We start from the raw sequence: 19,662 nt of genomic DNA, 5'->3' as shown, positions 1-19,662 counted from the left end.
CTGCTTCCACGGTTGCCTGGTTCTATGACCGCTACCGCGCCTTCGTACCCGACCGTCGCGCCGACCGAGCCGCCTGCACTGCTGCTCGACGGCATCACCAAGACGTACCGCTCCAAGGCCGGAGCGGTCGACGCACTGCGCGGAGTGACGTACCACTTCGCCCGCGGCTCGTTCACCGCCGTCATGGGCCCATCGGGCTCCGGCAAATCGACGTTCCTGCAGTGCGCCGCCGGACTCGACCAGCCGACCACAGGCACCGTCGTACTCAATGGAGTGACGCTGAGCGGATTGAGCGAGGTCGAGCTCACCAAACTGCGCCGGGCGGAGATGGGCTTCGTGTTCCAGGCTTACAACCTGCTGCCGTCGCTGACGGTCTACGACAACGTCGCACTGCCCCTCCGGCTGACCGGACGCCGGCCGTCGCGGACCGACGTACACCGGGTGCTCGAGCAGGTCGGACTGGACGGCAAGGCGAAGCGGAGGCCCGCCGAACTGTCTGGTGGTCAGCAGCAGCGGGTTGCGATCGCTCGGGCGCTGATCACCCAGCCGTCGGTGTTCTTCGCCGACGAACCGACCGGTGCGTTGGACAGCGGCACCAGCCGGCAGATCCTCGGGCTGTTGCGAGAAGCAACCGACCGCGCCGGCCAGACCGTCGTCATGGTCACCCACGACCCAGTGGCCGCGGCGTACGCCGAGCGGGTGCTGTTCCTGTCCGACGGACTGCTCGCCGGGCACCTCGATCGCTCCACGCCGACGCAGATCGCCGCGGCCATGAGCGATCTGGAGCAGCAGTGATGTTTTTCCTGAGCCGACAGACCGTCAGCCGCCACCGGTCGCTGTACGCCGGTTCGTTCGTCGCGCTCGCCGTCGGAGTGTTCCTGCTCGGGCGCAGCTCACGTGTCAGTACCGTGTCCTCGTCGATGTCCTCCGGGGCGCAGGCGAGCATCAGCGGATTGACCTTGAAAGGTGCGACGGCGGAGGCGGAGCACGATCAGGATGATGGCGAGAAGTGCGACGGCTGCGCCTGCGAAAGCGGCCGAGAGGGAAGAGCCGTTGGCCGCAGGCGTGGTGGTTGCCGGGGGCGTATTGTGCGCGGTGGGCCGGTCGAGGGCTGCTTTCGCCTCGAGCGGTTTCAGCGTGACGTCGTTGCCGTCGCCGCCCTTGTAGGTGAGTTGGTAGCCCGCGACCCGGGTGCCTTCGGGGAGGTTGGTGAAGGCGCCCGTGATCGGGTCGGTGCCGTCGTTGGCGATCAGCAGGGTTTCGTTGGTGAGCTTGGTTCGCGGGGTGACGTCGAGCTTTCCGGCCAGCGATACCCGGCCGAACACGCGGACCGGCGTATCGTCCACTCGAGTGATCAGCCGTCCGTCGGGAGTCTGCTCGAAATCGCCCTTGATGGTGAATGTCCCGCCGACGGTGCCGACATTGACCAGCCGGCCGCCCTGGAAGGTGCCGAAGAGCTTGGACTGACGGCTCAAGGTGAGTACCCCGCGATCGCCGTACAGGACTGTGGAACCGGAGGCCTGGCTGAGGTTTCGGAGGGTCTGGTTGCCCGCCTTGGTCAGATCCAGCATGGCGCCGGACTTGGTGAGCGTAACGGCGCTGCTGGCCGCCAGGCTGCCGGCGGTGAGCGCCAGAACTCCGCGCGAGATCGTGGTGGTGCCGGTGTAGGTCATTGACCCGGCGAGACGAGTCGTCGCCGCACCGGCCTGGGTCAGCGAACCGGTCCCGCTGATCTTCGACAGTGTGATCGCCTTGTCGGCGTTGCGAATCACCAGCGAACCCTCGTTGACGACGCGGAACAACGCGGCCTTCGTCAACAGGCTGCCGTCACCTCCGGGCCGTCCACTTCCGAGGCGAAGCGTCGCACGCTTCTCGATCGTCGTCGAGCCGTCGTAGTACTGATCGGCGGCGAACGTCACGTCGTTGCCACGGACCCCCTTGATCACGACGTCACCGGCGCCGGGCGACTTCAGCGTGTCGTGAAACACGCCGCCACCGATCGGGGCGCCGAGCGTGACCGGGCCGTTGTAGGCGAAGGTGAGTTTGGAGCGGGACCGCGCGGCCAGCAGGTTGATGTAGACGGTGTCTGCGGTGCCGGGCATGAAGATCTTGCTCGTGCTGCCGTCACCCCACTGCACGTTCGCGCCCTTGATGTTGGTGCCGCGCTTGTTCAGGTTGTGCGGGATCTTCCGCCAATTGATCGCGGGATCGCTCAGTGACGGATTGGTGTCACCACCACGGTTCGAGTAGCTGTACTGGCCGGTCAGGATCACTTTGCTGCCGGGGCGGGACTGGACGTTGATGTCGCTGCCGTACTCGCGTTGGTAGAAGTTCTGCCGGATGGTGACGGTCTGGCCGAGCGGGGTGTCGACCGTCCAGGTGCCTTGGTTGAGGATGGCCCGGACGTTCGGCAGCGCGACCGTGGTCTCCGGTTTGCCGGCGGACGCCTGGGTACCGTTGTCGATGACGCCCGAGAACGGATTGCTGCCCGCCAGGTCAAGGGTGCCCCAGAGGAACCGTGGCTGGCTGATCAGCCCGGAGCCGCTGATCGTGCCGAGGTTGACGGACCGGATGAGCGACAACCGCAGGGTGCCGTTCACCTCGATGTTGTCCTGGTTGAGCTGGTAGCCGGGCGTGCCGTACGGGAATCTGCCGATCAGTCCGGTGCCGCCGCCGTTGCCGTACTGCAGAGTCGCGCCCTGGTCCACGACGATCACCGGCGGATCGGGGCGCGTGACCACGACGTACGGATGGTTGCCGCCGAGGATCCGGACCGCCTGCCGTTGCTTTGCCTTGGGCAACGAGAAGTCGCTGTCCTTGGTGAGGATCAGGGTGCCGCGACCCGCGATCCGCAGCGTTCCCTCGCCGCGGATCACCCCGTCGTACGTCGTGGTGCCGGCGGGCACGTTCACCACCGCGGCACCGGTCAGCGTGACGTTGCGGTTCGCCAGGATGTCGGGCGTGATGTCGCCGCTCCCTGCCGCGACCGACGGCACCGGCCACAGCCCCAGCGTGGCGAGCACAACCAAAGCCCCGATCAGGCGTCTCAAATCCGTCATCCTCCTCGAATCCGGCGCCCACCCTAGTCAGCAGTACGACGCGGCTTCGATGGATTCGGCAAAGCCTTTGGACGGGCTTGATGTCCGGGTCGGCCTTCCGGCAGGCCGACCCGGAGCTCAAGGGGTGTGGGTCAGGACGGGTCGCCGTACTGCAGACCGCGTCCGTTGGTGCCGATGTAGACGCGGCCGTAGGTGTCGGGGTCGCCGGTGATGACGCCAGGTCCGCTGATGCTGCCCCACTGGTGGGCGTCGTCGTTGATGCGGATCCAGGTGTCGCCCGTGTCGGTGGAGCGGAAGACTCCGGTGACGTTCCCGACGGTGCCGATCAGGTAAAGGGCCTGGTAGTTGGTGCCCGGCGCGGCTTTGCCGAAGCCGAGGGCGGAGGCGGACTGCACCGGGGTGAGCGCGGTGAAGTTGCGGCCCCCGTCGGTGGAGTGCAGCAGCCCCCTGCCGCCGCCGGAGATCCACAGGTCTCCTGCGATGCCGGGGACGGCCGTGAGCCGGCCGGCGGGCAGATTGCCTGCGCGGGCGGTGAAGGTCGCGCCGCCGTCGGTGCTGGCGTAGAGCGTGCCGCCCGTGAGTGAGTAGAAGGTGCCGGCCGAGGAACGGTCGGCGACAACCACGGCGTCGGTGCCCAGGCCGCTGACCTTCGACCAGCTCGCTCCCTTGTCTGTCGAGCGGTACGGCGCTTGACCGGCCTCGGTCCATACAATCGTCGAGGCGTCCGCCGCGATCGCGACATGGCCGCTGTTCGCGCTGCCCACCGGCTCTGCCGTGAAGCCGTTCCAGCTGCTGCCGCCGTCGGTGGAATAGGCGCCGTCCTGCGCGCCGCCAGTGCCGACGCGGACCATCATCGCGGGGGCCGACTGGGCGAAATCGATGTCGGTACTGCTGCTCATCAGCGGGTTCTTCAGCCGTCCGGCGGGCACCTCGGTCAGGGAGTCGTGGCGGAAGCCACCTTGGTCGCCCATGGAGGTGATGACGGTGGCGCCACCGGGAGGGGCGATCGCGTCCGCCAGCGAGGTCTCCTCCAGCCCCCGGGCCCCGGAGGTCCAGTGGCTGGTGCCGCCGCTGTCGGAAGCGTTAGCGTCCTTGCTGCGCCAGATGGCGTTGCCGGTGCCGTACAGCACGTGCCCGGATTCGAAAGGATCGATGGCCAGCGCGGTCATCCAGTGCCCGGTGCTGGTGCCGACGTACGGAGCGCCGGAGGCATCGCGCTGCGACTTGTCCGCCAGCGCCTTCCAGGTCGTGCCGCCGTCAGTGGTCCGGTACACCTCGTCCTCCGGCCACCACCGGTCGAGGGTGGTGACCATCACCGTGGACGGCTTCTGCGCGTCGACAGACAGACCGGAGAACCCGTAATTGCCCTGCGACGGGGAGATGTTCTTCCACACCCCGCCCGACGGGGTGTACTTCCACACCGAGCCCGTCGTCGCGTCCATGGGGCCGATGCTGTTGCTGTACGTCAGGTACAGCGAACCGTCACCGGAGACCACACCGTGCTGCGGCATCTCGCCGGTGGGCCGGCCGGAGACGGCCTGCCAGCTGGTGCCGCCGTCGGTGGAACGGTACAGGGAGGTGGTCTTGTCGTTGACGCCGACGTAGACCGTCTTGCTGCCGGACGGGCCGTACGTCACGAAGGAGATGCCCGCGCCGGTGCTCGCCCCGTCCTTGACGGGGAACGAGGAGACCTGACTCCAGGTCGCGCCGTAGTCGGTGCTGCGCCATAGGCCGTTCTTGCGGGTGCCCAGGAGCAGAGTGCCGTGGTCCGCGGGGTCGATCACGAGCCGTTCGCCCGCCCCGCGACCGGGCTCGTTGGAGCCCAGCTTGAAGGGCAGATCGGTGCGCTGGAACGTGCGGCCCCGGTCGGTGGAGCGCAGGAGCGCGCCGTTGCCGGCCCAGTCGTTGGTGTAGGTCCCCGCCGCGAGGTACAGCCGGGCGGGATCGACGGGGTCGGTGGCCACCGCATCGATGCCCAGCAGGTTCCAGTCCTTCTCGCCGGCCCAGTCGGTCAGCGGGATCCACTGCTCGGCCGCGGTGTCCCAGCGGTAGGCGCCGCCCATGTCGGTGCGCGCGTACAGCAGTCCCTTCTCACGCGGGTTGAACACCAGACCGGTGACGTATCCGCCGCCCACCACCTGCGCGTTCTTCCAGGCGTACGGGCCGGACCCGGGCGTCTCGGGCTGGTCCGACTTCACCAGCTTCCATTGCTGGTTGGCGCCGCCCGTAGCCGGAAACTGGATGACGGCGGCGCCCTGGGCGGTGGAGTTTCCGGTGACGTCCAGGAGCTGGCTGCTCTTGCGGTTGGCGAAGGTGACGGCGTCGGACCCGCTCAGCTCGTTGATCTTCCACTCCTGGGAGGTGGAGGAGCTGTCGGTCTGCTGCTCGGTGGCCGCGGCGTTGGCGGTCGAACTGCCCGCTATGCCAAGCACTTTGCCGCTGTTGCGGTTCACCAGTTCGTAGTAGCCGTCGCCGGTGGCCCTCAGCTTCCACTGCTGGTTGACGGTGTGCTGGTCGGTCCACTGCTGGATACGGGCGCCGTCGGCGGTGGAGAAGCCGTTGACGTCGAGCACCTTGGCACTGCGCACGGAAACCAGCTGATAGTAGGCGTTGCCGTCGATCGTCGCGGCCTGCGAGTCCTGCTGCGCGAACAGGAGGCACGGTACGGCGATGGCGGGCACGCCGACCAGCAGACCGGCGGCGGTCCAGCGGCCGCGGTAACGCCCGCGGCGCGTGGGGTTGTCCATGGGGGGTGTACTCCTTGCGTGTCATTCACCGGAGGAAGGCGGGTCCAGGCAACGGGGTGGCCTGGACCCGCGCCCCCTAGTGGTCACAGACACGGCAAAGGTTGCCGCGGGCCGGGATCTTTTCGCGCCCGTCCTCACCGGGTCGGGGCGAACCCTCCCCAGACTGCGGCGGAACGGCCTGAGCTCTCGGCGTGGACGTGGTAGCTGTCTTGCTTGACCTTGCGGACGCCGGTGGCGTGGTTGTACTGGCCGGCGAAGACGTGCTGTGCGGCCGGCACCGTGCGGCCCGGCTTGAGGACCCACCGGTAGAGGAGCGCACCGTCGGACTCCTGAACGGTGACGGTGAAGTCGTCGCTCGGCAGGGTCTGCCAGTTACCGGTGCTCCGTACGTCGCCGGTCTGGGCGATGCGCAGTTCGACGGTGAGCGAGGTGAGCGGCTCGGTGGTCTTGAGGATCAGGTTGCTCTGGGCCCAATAGATGCTGCTGTGCACGTCCAGCGAGCCTTCGGACCACAACGGCCCGTCCTTGACCCGGCTGTCGGCCGGCGGAGTCGGCCGCGCGCTGCGCGAGGTGGTGGTCGGGGCCGGGCCGGTAGTCGTAGTACGGCCTGATGGCGTCGGAGCGGACGTGACGGTCGGGGATGTGACGGTCAGAGACGGGACTGTGTGTTTGGGCGCGGTGGCCGGCGGCGTCGGAGCTCCGCCCATGGCGGCGACAGCGGCGGCGAGACCACCGGTCGCCAGGATGGCGGCGGCGATGACAGCGACGACTGCCGCCCGGGGCCATGACCTCGCGACCGAAGGTGTGCGGTGCCGCAGGCTGGGGTCGGCCACGCCGCGCTCCACGCGCGCCAGAATCCTTGCGCGGTTGGGCTCGTGAGCCTCGGCAGCCTCTTGCAGCTGTCGCTTGATCTCCTCGTTCACCGGTTCCTCCTTCCTGCCGCAAGTTCGCCGACCGCTTCCGCGCCGAGCAACGATTCCAGCTCGGCCATCGCCTTCGAGGTCTGGCTCTTCACCGTACCGACCGAGATGCCCAGCGCAGCGGCGGTGTCCTTCTCCGACAAGTCGAAGGCGTGGCGCAGGATCACGCACGCCCGCTTGCGGAACGGCAGCCGGGTGAGCGCGGCCCGGACGTCCAGGACGCCCGCAACGTCCGGCCCGTCCACCTGTTCCGTACTGCGGGACCAGAACAGCGCTACCCGGCGTCGCTCGCGGACCCTGCTCCGGATCCATTCCCGCGCCAGATTGGCCACCACGCCGCGGGCGTAAGCGACCGGGTGTTGCGCTGCCCGCAGCCGGTCCCAGCGCTGCCACAGAGCGACCAGCGCATCGGCGGCGAGGTCGTCGGCCACGTCCTTCTCGCCGGTCAGGAGGTGGGCGAGACGGGCCAGTTCGGCGTAGTGGCGTTCGAAGAAGTCGTGGAACTCCGCGGACGCGTCGTCGACCAGCATCTCCCGCGGTTGACCTCTCCTTGCGATGTGCGCGTTGACAATCGGGCCGAGCGTAACAGTGCTCCGATGGACGGGCGGCACGGTCAATGCCGGGCGAACTGGACCCGGGTCGGCTGCACGACGTCCGGTTTGAGGGCGATCCTGTCGATGGTCAGTCGCTCACCGTAGATGTCGGTCACCCTGACCGCTCTGCCGCATCCGTTGCCGTCAGTGGCGAGGAAGTAGTTGTAGTCGGTGCGGTGCAGCTTCCGCCAGCCTTCGGCGGTCCGGACCTCGAGCGCGGCCACCGGGTTGCGGTGGCCGATCACCTGGATGCCGCACCAGTACTGACTGGAACCGGTCTTGTACCGGATCGAGAGCGCGCCGGACGCGGCGGGGCTCAGCAGCGTCCAGGTGATCGGGAGGCGGCCGACGGAGAGAGCGGCGAGTCGGGAGAACGCCTGCTGGCTGAGGTCGAGTTGTCCGGGTGCGCAGGGCAACGGGCACTCGTTGACGATCCGTACCGTGATGGAGGCGCCGTTGGCGGCGCGGACCCGCACGTACGCTCCGCATGCCTTGGCTGACTCGTAGTCGGTATGGTTCATCGCCGCGATCATGAGGTCGCCGGACGGGCCGTAGAGACAGGCGCCGTTCCCGTCACCCGCCTCATAGGCAGTCGCGACGCCCCGGTAGCGGACGGTGGGCTTGATCCGCCCGGCCAAAGATGCTCTGGACACCCCGGATTCCGGACGCGGAGTGCTGGAAGGTGTGCGCGGGCTGTTGGCAGGCGTGCTGCGAGAAGCGACGGGTGGTTTGCTCGCGGCCGACGGCGTTGGTGTACGGCGGGGCGATGGCGCCGGGCTCGTGACCCGCGCCTGCGTCGGTGTCGTCGTGGCGTCGGCCGTCACGGCCGGCGAGCCGGAAACGACCGGGGCAGCCGTAACCGACTCATCGCCGGTACGCCGGACGTGAGCGCCGCCTCCGACGAGCAGCGCGGCCGCCAGACAGACCACAACACCGACAGCCAGCAGAGCCACCGGAAGCCTGCTGCCCCGCCGGCGCTTGGCAGACGGCTCCGTCGCTCCATGCCTCGTTGTGCTCATATCCATCCGTTCGGTGGCTCGAGCCGACATTCCACACCCCAGTTGCCACCAAGCCCGGAAAGGTTGCCGCCCGTTGGCTAACAGAGCGGCGAAGCGGATGCACATCCAGCAGCAATGGCCGGTTCCGGTGCCCAGCCGTGCGAACCAGGTCGGAGACGAGACCCTGGAGCGTGGCCGATGGTCCCCTCTATGCGGTGACGGCGAGCCGTCCGACAGGACCCGCCGGGCCACTGGGCGAATGGCTCGGCGGCTCGACCTCAACCCAGCCACCGGGCACCGTCGCTGATCCAGCCCTCTGGTGGCCCGACGAAGTGCGGGACCTCACTCCCCTGTCCGGCGATCTCAGCCGGCTGACCGGGAACACGGTTGCTATCGGCAAGGAGATGTCGGGGTTCGAGGGGTACAAGGTCGGGGACGAGATTCCGCTGGTGTTCGTCGACCGGACGCCGGTGAAGCTGCGGGTGGTGGCGATCATCAAGGACGCGTTCGGCGTGAACCCGTCGTTGCTCATCCCGCTCGAGCTGGCCCGCAAGCATGCCCCGACGGCGGAGCCCGAGCGACAGTTCGTGCTGACCGCCGACGGCGTCGATCCCGCGAGCCTGGTGAAGCAGTTGCCGAATGCGCAGCTGGCCGCGAGTTGGGAGGCCGACCAGGCGGACGGCGTACGGAAGGGCAACCAGCTCGGGCTGATCCTGCTGCTCGGTCCGGCCGGGCTGTACAGCGCGATCGCGATCGCGAACACGCTGCTGATGGGCAGTCTGCAGCGGCGGCACGAGTTCATCACGTCGCGGCTGCTCGGCGCGACGCCCGCGCAGATCCGGCGGATGGTGCTGTGGGAGTCGTCGCTGGTCGGCGCGGTCGCGCTGAGCCTCGGTACGGCGATCACGGTCACGGTCGGGATCCTGATCCGGCACGCGATGAATGCGGGGCTGGCCGACGTACCGTTCACGGTTCCGTGGGGCGTGCTGCTGGGCATCGGCGGACTTTGTCTGATCCTGGCGGTAGGGTCCGCTCTGGCCCCGACCACGTACATCCTGCGCCGGTCACAGCCCGCCGCGGTCATGGACTAGACCGGTACGGCGGAGATGATCGGCGCAAGGGTGGGTCGTGGCCGGGCAAATAGCCGTTGACCAGGGACAATGGGTACGGCGCCGGACCGTCGCGGCGCCGTACCGGTTTGAACGAGGAGCTCGTAGACCCGCATGGCACGCCGTACCAGCACCGCCGAACCCGAAGACTTCGAGGAGCGCATCCTCGACATCGACGTCTCCGACGAGATGCGTACCAGCTACCTGGAGTACGCCTACTCGGTGATCTACGCGCGGGCGCTGCCCGACGCGCGGGACGGGCTGAAACCGGTGCAGCGGCGGATCCTGTTCTCGATGGCGGAGAACAACATCCGCCCCGACCGCTCGCACGTGAAGTGCGCCCGCGTCGTCGGTGAGGTCATGGGTAAGTACCACCCGCACGGCGACGGCGCGATCTACGACGCCCTGGTCCGGACCGGGCAGTCCTGGTCGATGCGGGTGCCGCTGATCGACCCGCACGGCAACTTCGGCTCGCTCGACGACGGCCCGGCCGCGATGCGGTACACCGAGTGCCGGATGGCTCCGCCGGCGATGGCCATGACGGCCGGCCTGGACGAGAACGTCGTCGACTTCAAGCCGAACTACGACGGCCAGGAGGAAGAGCCGTCGGTGCTGCCGGCCGCCTTCCCGAACCTGCTGGTCAACGGCGCCACCGGGATCGCGGTCGGGATGGCCACGAACATGGCCCCGCACAACCTGGTCGAGGTGATCCAGGCGCTGCGGCACCTGATCAAGACGCCGACCGCCGACATCGACGACCTGATGCGGTTCGTGCCCGGGCCGGACCTGCCGACCGGCGGCAAGATCGTCGGCCTCGAGGGCATCAAGGACGCGTACGCGACCGGCCGGGGCAGCTTCAAGATGCGCGCCACCGCCCGGATCGAGAACGTCACCCCGCGCCGCAAGGGCATCGTGGTCACCGAGCTGCCGTACGCCGTCGGCCCGGAGAAGGTGATCGAGAAGATCAAGACGCTGGTCCAGGCGAAGAAGCTGCAGGGCATCGCCGACGTCAAGGACCTGACCGACCGGACCCACGGCACCCAGCTGGTGATCGAGGTCAAGAACGGTTTCGTCCCCGAGGCGCTGCTGGAGCAGCTGTACAAGCTGACCCCGCTCGAGGACGCGTTCCACGTCAACAACGTCTGCCTGGTCGAGGGCCAGCCGCGGACGCTCGGCCTCAAGCAGCTCCTCGAGGTCTACCTCGACCACCGGTACGACGTGGTGCGCCGGCGCAGCGAGTTCCGCCGGAAGAAGGCGCAGGACCGGCTGCACATCGTCGAGGGCATGCTGATCGCGATCCTCGACATCGACGAGGTCATCCAGATCATCCGCAGCAGCGAGGACTCGGCCGAGGCGCGGTCCCGGCTGATCGAGATCTACGACCTGTCCGAGATCCAGGCGAACTACATCCTGGACATGCCGCTGCGCCGGCTGACGAAGTACTCCAAGCTCGAACTGGAGACCGAGAAGGGCGAGCTGGAGCGCGAGATCGAGGCGCTGACCGCGATCATCGACGACCCGAAGCTGCTACAGAAGACGGTGTCCGACGAGCTCGCCGAGATCGCGAAGACGTACGGCACGCCACGACGCACGGTGCTGCTGGAGTCGTCCGGCGCCACCAAGACGGCCGCTGTGCCACTCGAGGTGAGCGACGACCCGTGCTGGATCCTGATGAGCTCCACCGGGCTGCTCGCCCGGACCAACGGGGTCGAGCCGTTCGGCGGCGGCGAGGCGCGCGCGAAGCACGACGCGATCGTCTCCGCGGTCAAGAGCACGGCTCGCGGGCAGTACGGCCTGATCACGAGCGCCGGCCGGCTGATCCGGCTCGAGTCGCTCGACCTTCCCGCCGTACCGACGACCGCTGCCGCGCCGAACCTGCAGGGCGGCGCGCCGATCGCGGAGTTCGTGTCGCTGGAGCCGGGTGAGAAGGCGCTCGCGCTGACCACGATGGACCCGGAATCGGTCGGTGTCGCCCTCGGTACGACGGGAGGCGTGGTGAAGCGGGTCGTGCCGGATCACCTGAGCAACCGCGACTCGTGGGAGATCATCGGGCTGAAGGACGGCGACGAGGTCATCGGCGCGGTCGAGTTGTCGACGGGTGAAGAGGAGCTGTGCTTCATCACGTCCGACGCGCAACTACTGCACTTCCCCGCGTCCGCAGTACGGCCGCAAGGACGGACCGCGGGCGGTATGGCCGGTGTCCGGCTCGCTGCGAACGCGAAGGTCGTGTTCTTCGGAGCGGTCGACCCCGGCCGCGATGCGCAGGTGGTCACGATCGCGGGCTCGTCGTCGGCCCTGCCGGGGACCGAGGTCGGCGCGGTCAAGGTGACGCCGTTCAGCGAGTACCCCGGTAAGGGCCGCGGGACCGGCGGTGTGCGCTGCCAGCGGTTGCTGAAGGGTGAGGACGGGCTGCTGCTCGGCTTCGTCGGTGCGGCGCCGGTCAAGGCCAGTGCGAGCAGCGGCGCACCGGTGGATCTGCCGCCGGTCGACCCGCGCCGGGACGGTTCCGGCGTACCGGTCGCGCAGCCGATCGCTGCGTGCGCTGCTGATCTGGCAGGCTGACCTCGTGAAGAGACTGCTCGCGCTCGGCGCGGTCGTGGTACTTGCGCTGACCGGATGCAGCGGCAAGAAGGACACCGGCGGGGGTGGGCAGTCCGGCGGGGACGCGGTCGCGCTGCTGACCGACGTCAAGAAGACGATCGACGACGCGGCCAGCGTGCACATCGTGCTGACCGGCCGCGACCTGCCGGACAACGCGCAGACGCTGGCCAGCGGTGACGGTGTCGCGACGCACGCGCCCGCGTTCAAGGGCAAGCTCACGGTCCGGTCGGCCGGTGCGCCGATCGACGCCCAGGTGGTCGCGGTCGGCAGCAAGGTGTACGCCAAGCTGTCGTTCACGCCGACCTACATCGAGCTTCCGCCGTCGCAGCTGGCCTCGCTCGGCGCTCCTGACCCGTCGATCCTGCTCGACCCGGCGAAGGGCCTGACCGCGGTCCTGCCGACGATGAAGGACCCGAAGATCAAGGGCGACACCCGCGAAGGCGCGAAGGTGCTGACCGAAGTGACCGGCTCCGTCCGGGGCAAGGACCTGCAAGGCATCTTCCCGAAGGCGCCCGCGGACCAGGACTTCCCGAGCACCTTCAAGATCGACAAGGACACCAAGCAGCTCGTCTCGGCCACCATCACCGGCCCGTTCTACTCCGGCGCGACCAGCAGCTACGACGTCACCCTCGACAAGTACGGCGAGAAGGTAGAGATCACCAAGCCTTGACGTCCTCCCCTGCCGTAAGGGCCGGGGATTCCAACTACTACGCGGAGGCAGCGGGTTGAGGTTCACGCTTCAGCGAGACCGGTACCTGCGTCTCTCCGCGTGCGCTGACGGCCCGTCCGGCCGCGATGTTGATCGCCGCGTTCACGTCGGCATGCGTTTGGTGTCCGCAGGCCACGCACTGGAAGACCGCTTGACTCTCGCGGTTCTCCGGCGCGCAGTGCCCACAGACGCTGCACGTCTGCGAGGTGTACGAGGGGTTGACTTTCTGGAGTCGTCCAGCGGCCTTGTGCTCCAGACGTCGCACCGGAGCACCCCAGCCGTTGGCGAGGATAGCTCGGTTCAGGCCGGCTTTTGCACGGCGTCGGTTCGGCAGGAATCGACCTGGGTGTTCGTCGTCTGGCCGCGGCTTGGGGCGCTTCGTCATCTGATCAATGCGCAAATCCTCAACACGGATGACATCGAACCGCCGCGCGAGATCAGTGCTGGTCTTCTCCACCCAATCCTTACGCCGGTCACCGGCGCGGGCATCAAGCTTGGCGATCGCGGCCCGTACTCGCCGGCTTCGTTGAGAACCACGACGACACCGGGCAAGACGTCGTTGGAGACGTCGCAGCCGTTCCTGCTCACGATTCGACAGCCCGGGGCACGTCAGGAGTTCACCGTTGGACAAAGCCAGCGAGACGATGACGCCACGATCCGCGCCAACGACCTCACCTGTCCCGGGTGCGGGCACCGGGGACGGGATCGCGGCGAACGCGATGTACCAGCGTCCTACCCGGTCGCGGACGACGCGGTACGACTTCGCAGCAGGCACGGTCCGGGACAGCCGAAACCGTACCCATCCGACCTTTGGAATTCGCACAGACCCCCATTTTCGGTTGTGCTTCACGACTCGAGCCGCCTGACGACCGACAACGCGGAACCCCTCGTGTCGCCCGCGTCTGCGCCATGTAGGTCGGCGATGGGTTCCGGCATAGAAGTTCCTGACCGCCTGGTCGAAGTCGCGCAGCGCTTGCTGCTGCACGGTCTGCGAACCTGCGCGCAGCCAGGTGAACGCCGCTCGCGCGTCGGTCAACTGCCGACACTGCGGGACGAAGCCTGGTGTCGGTCCCTTGTCGCTGGACCACATCGACCACTGCTCGAGCGCCAGGTTCCACACGTACCTGGCGTGCCCGCACTGCTCGAGCAACAGGGCGTGCTGCGAGCGCGTCGGGTACAGCCGGAACCTGGACACCCAACGTATCCAACCAGTCACCACCGACAGTCTCTGATCTCCAAAGAGAACACATCGCCCCTCATCTACGCGACGAGAATTCGGGTAGGCCTCATCCAGCGCCGGACCCTCCGCAGGGTTGTGCCGCGCCCGATCCATCTTCTCGCCATCCTGTGATCACTACCTCGCCCCGGGCGCGCTCACAACTGACCCTCGCGTCCATAGCGGTCGCGTTCGCCGCGGCGGACACGTACGTCGTCGTGCTGGCGCTGCCGGACATGATGGCCGGCGTCGGGCTGTCCGCGGACGAGTTGCAGCGGGCGGCCCCGATCATCTCCGGGTTCCTGCTCGGGTACATCGCCGTACTGCCGTTGATCGGGCGGATCGCCGATGTGGTCGGGCGGACGCCGGTGCTGGTCGGGGCGCTGCTGCTGTTCGCGGTCGGGTCGCTGATCACGGCCGGAGCGTACGACCTGCCACTGGTGGTAACCGGTCGGTTTCTTCAGGGGGTCGGCGGCGGCGGCCTCGTTCCGGCGACGCTCGCGCTGGTCGCTGATCTGTGGCCGGCCGACCGGCGCGGTCTGCCGCTCGGCGTCGTTGGCGCGGTCCAGGAGCTCGGGTCGGTGCTCGGTCCGCTGCTCGGTGCCGCCGTACTCGCGGTGGCCGACTGGCGGTACATCTTCTGGCTCAATCTGACCGTCGCAGTCGTGCTCGCGCTGCTCCTTCGCGGCCGTCGACGACCGTCGATCTCCGGTGTTGTCGGCTTGCTCGCCTGTGTTGCTCTTGGGCTCACGCTGACGGCACCCGAGCGACTGGCGTCCGGCGTGACGCTCGGCCTGCCGTTCGTGCCGTTCACCGGAACCTCCCGGCTGCTCACGCCGATCGGTGTCGCCACTCTTGTCCTCGCGCTGCTCTGGCTCGGCCTGGTGCTGTGGCGTGGGCGCGGCCGGACCGCCGGCGTTTTGTCGCGGGTTGACCTCGTCGGCGCGCTGCTGCTCGCCCTCGCGCTGGCCGGCGTGGTGCTGGCGTTCGCGACCGCGGACCCTGAGCGTGAGCTGATGTCGCCGGCGGGTCCGTGGCTCCTGGCCGCGGCCGCTGTCTTCGCGGTGGCGTTTGCGCTGTGGCAGCGTCGTACGGCGGCAGCCATCGTGCCTCGTGGGTTGCTGGGTGCACGTCCTGCCTGGGGCTCGTTGGCGGTCAGCTTCCTCATCGGCTGCGCACTGATCGCGGCGCTGGTCGACGTACCGGTGTTTGCGCGCACTACCCAGGGCGGTGGGCAGCTGGCCGCCGCGCTTGTGCTGGTGCGGTTCCTGATCGCGCTACCGGTCGGAGCGGTTGCCGGCGGGTGGCTCACGCGGCGCTACGGGCTCGGACTGATCGCGGGGGCGGGGTTGGGGTTGTCCGCGGCGATGTTCGTGGTGATGGCGTTCTGGAGTCGTACGGCGCTCGATCACTGGCCGGCGACCGTCGTACTGCTCGTCTGCGGGTTCGGGTTCGGCCTGGCGTTGTCGCCTCTGAACACCGCCATGCTCGGCGCGACGCCCGCCGACACCCACGGCCTGGTGAGCGCGCTCGTAGTTGTCGCGCGCATGGTCGGCATGCTGGTCGGCGTCTCGGCACTGACAGCGATCGGGCTCCGGCGGTACTACGCCATTGCCGACGGCATCAAATCGCCGAACGAGCTGTGCCCGTCCTCCCCCGGCAACTGCCGCCCGTTCGTCGACGCGCTCCGCGATGCCGCCATTTCACAAGTTCACGCGATCTTCGCCGGTGCTGCCGCGTGCGCGTTCCTGGCCGCTGTCCTCGCCGTACTGCTGCTGGGCCGACGTGGCCCAACGCACACATGATGATCATCATGAGGGACGACTGTCTCACGTCGCGTACGGTGAGGGTGTGACCCCTGCGCCCGATGCTTTGTCGAACACAGCCCGGCCCGGCCTGTGTTCGACGTACTGCCGGGTGCTGCGTGAACCCCTCGCCGGGACTGCGGTCGTGGCCAAGGGATGGGTTGTTCTGGAGCAGCCGGGGCCCTGGGGTGCGAAGGCGCCGACGCAGAGCCACCTCGATGCGGAGTTTGGCGGGGCGTTCGACGACGAGTGCAAGAAGGCCGACCTACGGTTCGGGCTGATCCGGTCGCCGGGGCGGCACGCGGACGCGGCCGAGCGGTCGCATCAGGTGTTCGTCGCCTCGACCACGCCGGGCCGGAGCTGGCTGCTCGGCGGCCGGCTCGCGGACCCCTCCGAGCTGCGCGACCTTGATCTCGGTGCGGTCGCGCGCGGTGACCGCGCTGCGGTGATCGCCTCGCTGCCCGCGCTCCTGCCGGTCGACGAGCCGGTCGTGCTCGTGTGTACGAACGGCAAGCGTGACGAATGTTGCGCGCTTCTCGGTCGGCCGCTGGTGTCAGGGCTCGCCGAACGGGCACCGGGCCGCGTGTGGGAAGCCAACCATCTCGGCGGACACCGCTTCGCTCCGACCGCGACCTACCTGCCCGCAGGCACGATGCACGGGCATCTCACCGTCGAGACGGCGGTCGAGGCGCTGGCCGCGGCCGATCGCGGCGAGACCATCACCACCGGGCTGCGCGGCCGCTCCACCTGGAGCAAGCGCGGTCAGGCGGCTGAGGTCGCCGTACGAGAGCTCACCGGCGAGCTCTCCCTGGATGCGTTGCGTGTGATGGCCGACGACCCCGAGACTGTGACCGTCCAGCACCTCGACGGCAGGTCGTGGATCGTCCCCGTCACCAGCACGCTCGCTGATCCTCCCCGTCCGGACTCGTGTGGAAAGGAACCGTTCGCGATGTCGATCCTGCAAACCGGAACTCCAGTGTCAGGCTCGATCCGATGACCGGCGGATTCGACGATCTGCTCGCCGCCAACGCGGAGTACGCCGCAGATTTCCACTACGGCGGTTTCGACGGGATCGCGCACGCCGGAATCGGCCTGGTCACCTGCATGGACTCCCGGATCCCGCCGCTGGAGATGCTCGGCCTCAAGCCGGGTGACGCGAAGGTCCTGCGCTCCCCTGGCGGGCGGGTCACCGAGGTCACGATGACCGGTCTGGTGCTCGGCGCCCAACTGCTCGGCGTACGCCGGATCATGATCATCCCGCACACCCGCTGCGCGATGGCCGCGATGTCCGAGGACGACTTGCGCGCGAAGGTCGAGCAGGCCGCGGGCAAGCCGGCCGGGTACCTGCCGATCCCGGTGATTCCCGACCAGCTCGAGGCTCTCCGCCGGGACGTCGCCGCCGTGCGAGAACACCCTCTGATCGGTGATGACATCCTCGTCGGCGGCTTCATGTACGACGTCGACGACGGCCGTCTGACCCAGATCGACTGACCCGTCGCGCCGGCCTGGCTAGAGCATGGTGACCTTGCCGGTGTCGAGTTCGTAGTAAGCGGAGGCCAGTCGGAGTTTGCCGGACCTTTCCAAGGGGCCGATGACGGGTGACTGGCCGAGTTTGGCGAGGACGAGGGCGACGTTGGCCTGTACGGCGTTGGTCAGGCGGTCGCCGGGTTTGCCGGTGACCTGGCGGACGGCGGGCGCGAGGGTGTCTACGAGGTAGTCGAGGCCCTTGGTGTGAGAGGTGCGTTGGTCGGCGTCCAGGGCCTTGATGGTGGCGTCCAGGGCACCGCAGCGCTGGTGGCCGAGCACCAGGAGGAGCGGGGTGTGGAGCTCGGCGATGCCGAACTCGATGCTGCCGGTCACCGACTGGTCGAGCGCTCCGCCGGCACTTCGTACGACGACGAGATCGCCGAGCCCCTGGTCGAAGACGAGCTCGATCGACACGCGGGAGTCGACGCAGCCGAGGACGGTGGCGAACGGATGCTGGCCTTTGCTCACCGCCACGCGCCGCGCAATACCTTCGTCCAGGTCCTGGTCCTGAGCCGCAACGAAGCGGGCGTTGCCCGCCATCAGCCGCTCGAGAGCTTGCTTGCCGTCGGCAACCGGTTTAGCGGTTGTGCTCGGGATCTGCGTGCCGGCCGAGAGTTCGGGGGCGCCTCCAGCGGCCCCTGGGCAACCGGCGAGGGCTCCGGCGCCGAGAGCGGCCAGGCCGGCGGTCAGGGCCTGACGGCGGGACGGATTGGTCAACGGAGGGCTCCTCACGCGCGGACGGCGTGGGCGGTGCCGTCCTCCTGAAGGTAGCAGATTGCATACAGTCTGCAGTACCCACAAAGTCTTCGAATCTCTCGGCTCCGGCCGCGAAATCTGATAGACACCCCGTATGAGACTCCGCCCCAGCTCATTCCACCGTTCCCTGCTCATCGGCGCCCTGGCGCTGACCGCCGTCCTCACCGGCGCGCCCGTAGTACACGCCGTGCCGACGACGGGCTGTCTGGATCAGTCGACCGCCGGGACCGTCGAGGAGCAGCGACTCGACAGAGGGGTGGACGGTGGTCCGTCGGTTCCGGCCGAGATCCTGCGGCGGTCCGGCTTCGACCAGCAGGTTGAGCTCTTCACTCGACTCCTGTGCCACGTCCCCAGCCGTCAGGCCGCGGCGGCTCTCGTGCGTGCCCAGGGCGAGACGCTCTGGCGTACGGCGACGTACCGGGCTCAGCATCCCGTCCACGGAGCCGACGCGCTCCCGCCAACCGACGACCGCGGCCTGTACTGGGCGCGGATCTCGATGGCATTCGCCTTACGTCAGTGGCAACCACGCTTCGGCCTCGGCACGACCGAACGGGCCGGGCTCATCAAGTCGTTCGAGTACGCCTCGCGGGGCATCACGAGCACTCGCTTCACGCCGGGCGTGCGGAAGATCCTTGTCACCGGGTTCGACCCGTTCACTCTGGACGCGGACATCCGCATCGGCAACCCGTCCGGCGCGAACGCGCTCACGCTCGACGGGCAGCGCTGGACTGTGAACGGCAAGACGTACGAGATCCAGACCGTCGTCTTCCCGGTCCGGTACACCGATTTCGACGAGGGCATGGTCGAGAACACGCTCGCGCCGCACTACCGGCCGGGTCCGCAGCACGCCGATCTCGTCATGACCGCGAGCCAGGGTCGCGTCGGCATCTTCGACCTCGAGGTCTTCAACGGCAGGCGCCGTTCGGTCAGCTCGATCGGCGACAACAACAACCTCTGGGGCGGTGGCACGATCAACGCACCGGTCGTCTCCCCCAGCATGCCGCCGGGCCCCGAGTTCATCACCTCGAGCCTTCCGCTGGCTCGCATGTCGCAGGCCGACGTCAGCCCGTTCCGGACCCGCGTCAACACATCGGTCCTGGAGATCCCGGCCGGCCAGACCGAGCCCGTACGCCGGCCAGACGGCCCGACACCCGGCTCGATCGCCTCAGAGGGCACCGGCGGCGGCTACCTGTCCAACGAGGTCGCCTACCGCAACACCCTCCAACGCGACCTCCTCGACCCATCGATGCCGGCCGGCCACCTACATGTCCCGGTCCTGTCCTTCGACCCGGCAAACAAGACCGAGATCACCGACCCAACCTACGAAGCCAACCGCGAGTCCATCGTCACCGGAGCCCATGCAATCCTCCGCGCAGCCCTTGGCTAGAACAGAAAACTGATCACCCCGGCTCGGCATGATCACAATTCTGTCCATCAGACCGCCAGTACGTCGGACATGGACTGGCAGATCCGGGGTGGCAAAAGTCGACTCTTCGACATTGCGTGCGGCCGTTGGCGTGATTACCAAACTGATCACTGCCATGCCTGCGGTGATCAGAATTGTGTTCATGAAGTTGTGGTCGGACGAGCGCGGTGCGCCCCGCGGGTAGCGGTTGCGGTTC

At 68.3% G+C, this 19,662-nt stretch carries 15 protein-coding genes; 8 read left to right on the top strand and 7 right to left on the bottom strand.

What is annotated here, in order from left to right; all coding sequences use genetic code 11:
* Positions 1-24 precede the first annotated feature (24 nt).
* Positions 25-795, top strand: a complete 771-nt coding sequence (locus EV653_RS09150) for an ABC transporter ATP-binding protein (RefSeq protein ID WP_134100120.1) — start codon at positions 25-27, stop codon at positions 793-795.
* A gap of 98 nt (positions 796-893) precedes the next feature.
* Here the strand turns inward: EV653_RS09150 and EV653_RS09145 are convergent, their stop codons facing one another.
* The 5 genes from EV653_RS09145 to EV653_RS42030 all read right to left on the bottom strand — a co-directional run bounded on the left by EV653_RS09145 (position 894) and on the right by EV653_RS42030 (position 7,972).
* Positions 894-3,059, bottom strand: a complete 2,166-nt coding sequence (locus tag EV653_RS09145; RefSeq protein WP_134100117.1) for an autotransporter-associated beta strand repeat-containing protein — start codon at positions 3,057-3,059, stop codon at positions 894-896.
* 131 nt (positions 3,060-3,190) lie between these two features.
* Positions 3,191-5,806, bottom strand: coding sequence for an RICIN domain-containing protein (locus EV653_RS09140; RefSeq protein ID WP_134100115.1), 2,616 nt, complete (start codon positions 5,804-5,806; stop codon positions 3,191-3,193).
* Between the two features lie 134 nt (positions 5,807-5,940).
* On the bottom strand, positions 5,941-6,729 hold the full coding sequence (locus tag EV653_RS09135) for a hypothetical protein (RefSeq protein WP_134100112.1): 789 nt from the start codon (positions 6,727-6,729) through the stop codon (positions 5,941-5,943).
* Positions 6,726-7,256, bottom strand: coding sequence for a SigE family RNA polymerase sigma factor (locus tag EV653_RS09130; protein WP_134100109.1), 531 nt, complete (start codon positions 7,254-7,256; stop codon positions 6,726-6,728). Before EV653_RS09130 ends, EV653_RS09135 begins: the two co-directional genes overlap by 4 nt.
* 83 nt (positions 7,257-7,339) lie before the next feature.
* Positions 7,340-7,972: an expansin EXLX1 family cellulose-binding protein gene (locus EV653_RS42030; RefSeq protein WP_238159644.1), complete on the bottom strand. Its 633-nt coding sequence runs from the start codon at positions 7,970-7,972 to the stop codon at positions 7,340-7,342.
* 560 nt (positions 7,973-8,532) lie between these two features.
* Between EV653_RS42030 and EV653_RS09120 the strand changes: the two genes are divergently transcribed.
* The 3 genes from EV653_RS09120 to EV653_RS09110 all read left to right on the top strand — a co-directional run bounded on the left by EV653_RS09120 (position 8,533) and on the right by EV653_RS09110 (position 12,697).
* A complete protein-coding gene (locus EV653_RS09120; RefSeq protein ID WP_238159643.1) occupies positions 8,533-9,408 on the top strand; it encodes an ABC transporter permease in 876 nt (291 codons plus the stop codon).
* A 132-nt stretch (positions 9,409-9,540) separates the two neighbouring features.
* Complete coding sequence (locus tag EV653_RS09115; protein ID WP_134100103.1) at positions 9,541-11,988, top strand: DNA gyrase/topoisomerase IV subunit A; 2,448 nt, start codon at positions 9,541-9,543, stop codon at positions 11,986-11,988.
* Positions 11,989-11,992: 4 nt separating this feature from the next.
* A complete protein-coding gene (locus EV653_RS09110; RefSeq protein WP_134100100.1) occupies positions 11,993-12,697 on the top strand; it encodes an LppX_LprAFG lipoprotein in 705 nt (234 codons plus the stop codon).
* A gap of 37 nt (positions 12,698-12,734) precedes the next feature.
* Here the strand turns inward: EV653_RS09110 and EV653_RS09105 are convergent, their stop codons facing one another.
* Positions 12,735-13,931, bottom strand: a complete 1,197-nt coding sequence (locus tag EV653_RS09105; protein WP_134104057.1) for an RNA-guided endonuclease InsQ/TnpB family protein — start codon at positions 13,929-13,931, stop codon at positions 12,735-12,737.
* Positions 13,932-14,083: 152 nt separating this feature from the next.
* Here EV653_RS09105 and EV653_RS09100 point away from each other — a divergent pair, with 152 nt between their 5' ends.
* The 3 genes from EV653_RS09100 to EV653_RS09090 are packed head-to-tail and all read left to right on the top strand — an operon-like array spanning position 14,084 to position 17,248.
* Complete coding sequence (locus EV653_RS09100) at positions 14,084-15,757, top strand: MFS transporter (protein WP_370357492.1); 1,674 nt, start codon at positions 14,084-14,086, stop codon at positions 15,755-15,757.
* 46 nt (positions 15,758-15,803) lie between these two features.
* On the top strand, positions 15,804-16,754 hold the full coding sequence (locus EV653_RS09095) for a sucrase ferredoxin (protein ID WP_238159642.1): 951 nt from the start codon (positions 15,804-15,806) through the stop codon (positions 16,752-16,754).
* Positions 16,751-17,248 carry a beta-class carbonic anhydrase gene (locus EV653_RS09090; protein WP_134100093.1) on the top strand — a complete coding sequence of 166 codons (498 nt, stop codon included), beginning with the start codon at positions 16,751-16,753 and terminating at the stop codon, positions 17,246-17,248. The genes EV653_RS09095 and EV653_RS09090 overlap by 4 nt, the downstream gene beginning before the upstream one ends.
* A gap of 18 nt (positions 17,249-17,266) precedes the next feature.
* Here the strand turns inward: EV653_RS09090 and EV653_RS09085 are convergent, their stop codons facing one another.
* Positions 17,267-18,001 carry a carbonic anhydrase gene (locus tag EV653_RS09085; protein ID WP_238159641.1) on the bottom strand — a complete coding sequence of 245 codons (735 nt, stop codon included), beginning with the start codon at positions 17,999-18,001 and terminating at the stop codon, positions 17,267-17,269.
* Between the two features lie 133 nt (positions 18,002-18,134).
* Here EV653_RS09085 and EV653_RS09080 point away from each other — a divergent pair, with 133 nt between their 5' ends.
* Complete coding sequence (locus EV653_RS09080; RefSeq protein ID WP_134100087.1) at positions 18,135-19,427, top strand: hypothetical protein; 1,293 nt, start codon at positions 18,135-18,137, stop codon at positions 19,425-19,427.
* Positions 19,428-19,662 lie beyond the last annotated feature (235 nt).

The sequence above is a fragment of the Kribbella pratensis genome (assembly GCF_004365355.1).
In the GTDB taxonomy this organism is placed as follows: Bacteria; Actinomycetota; Actinomycetes; order Propionibacteriales; family Kribbellaceae; genus Kribbella.
Note: the sequence above shows the minus strand (reverse complement) of the source record. Positions and strands in the feature narration are given on the sequence as shown.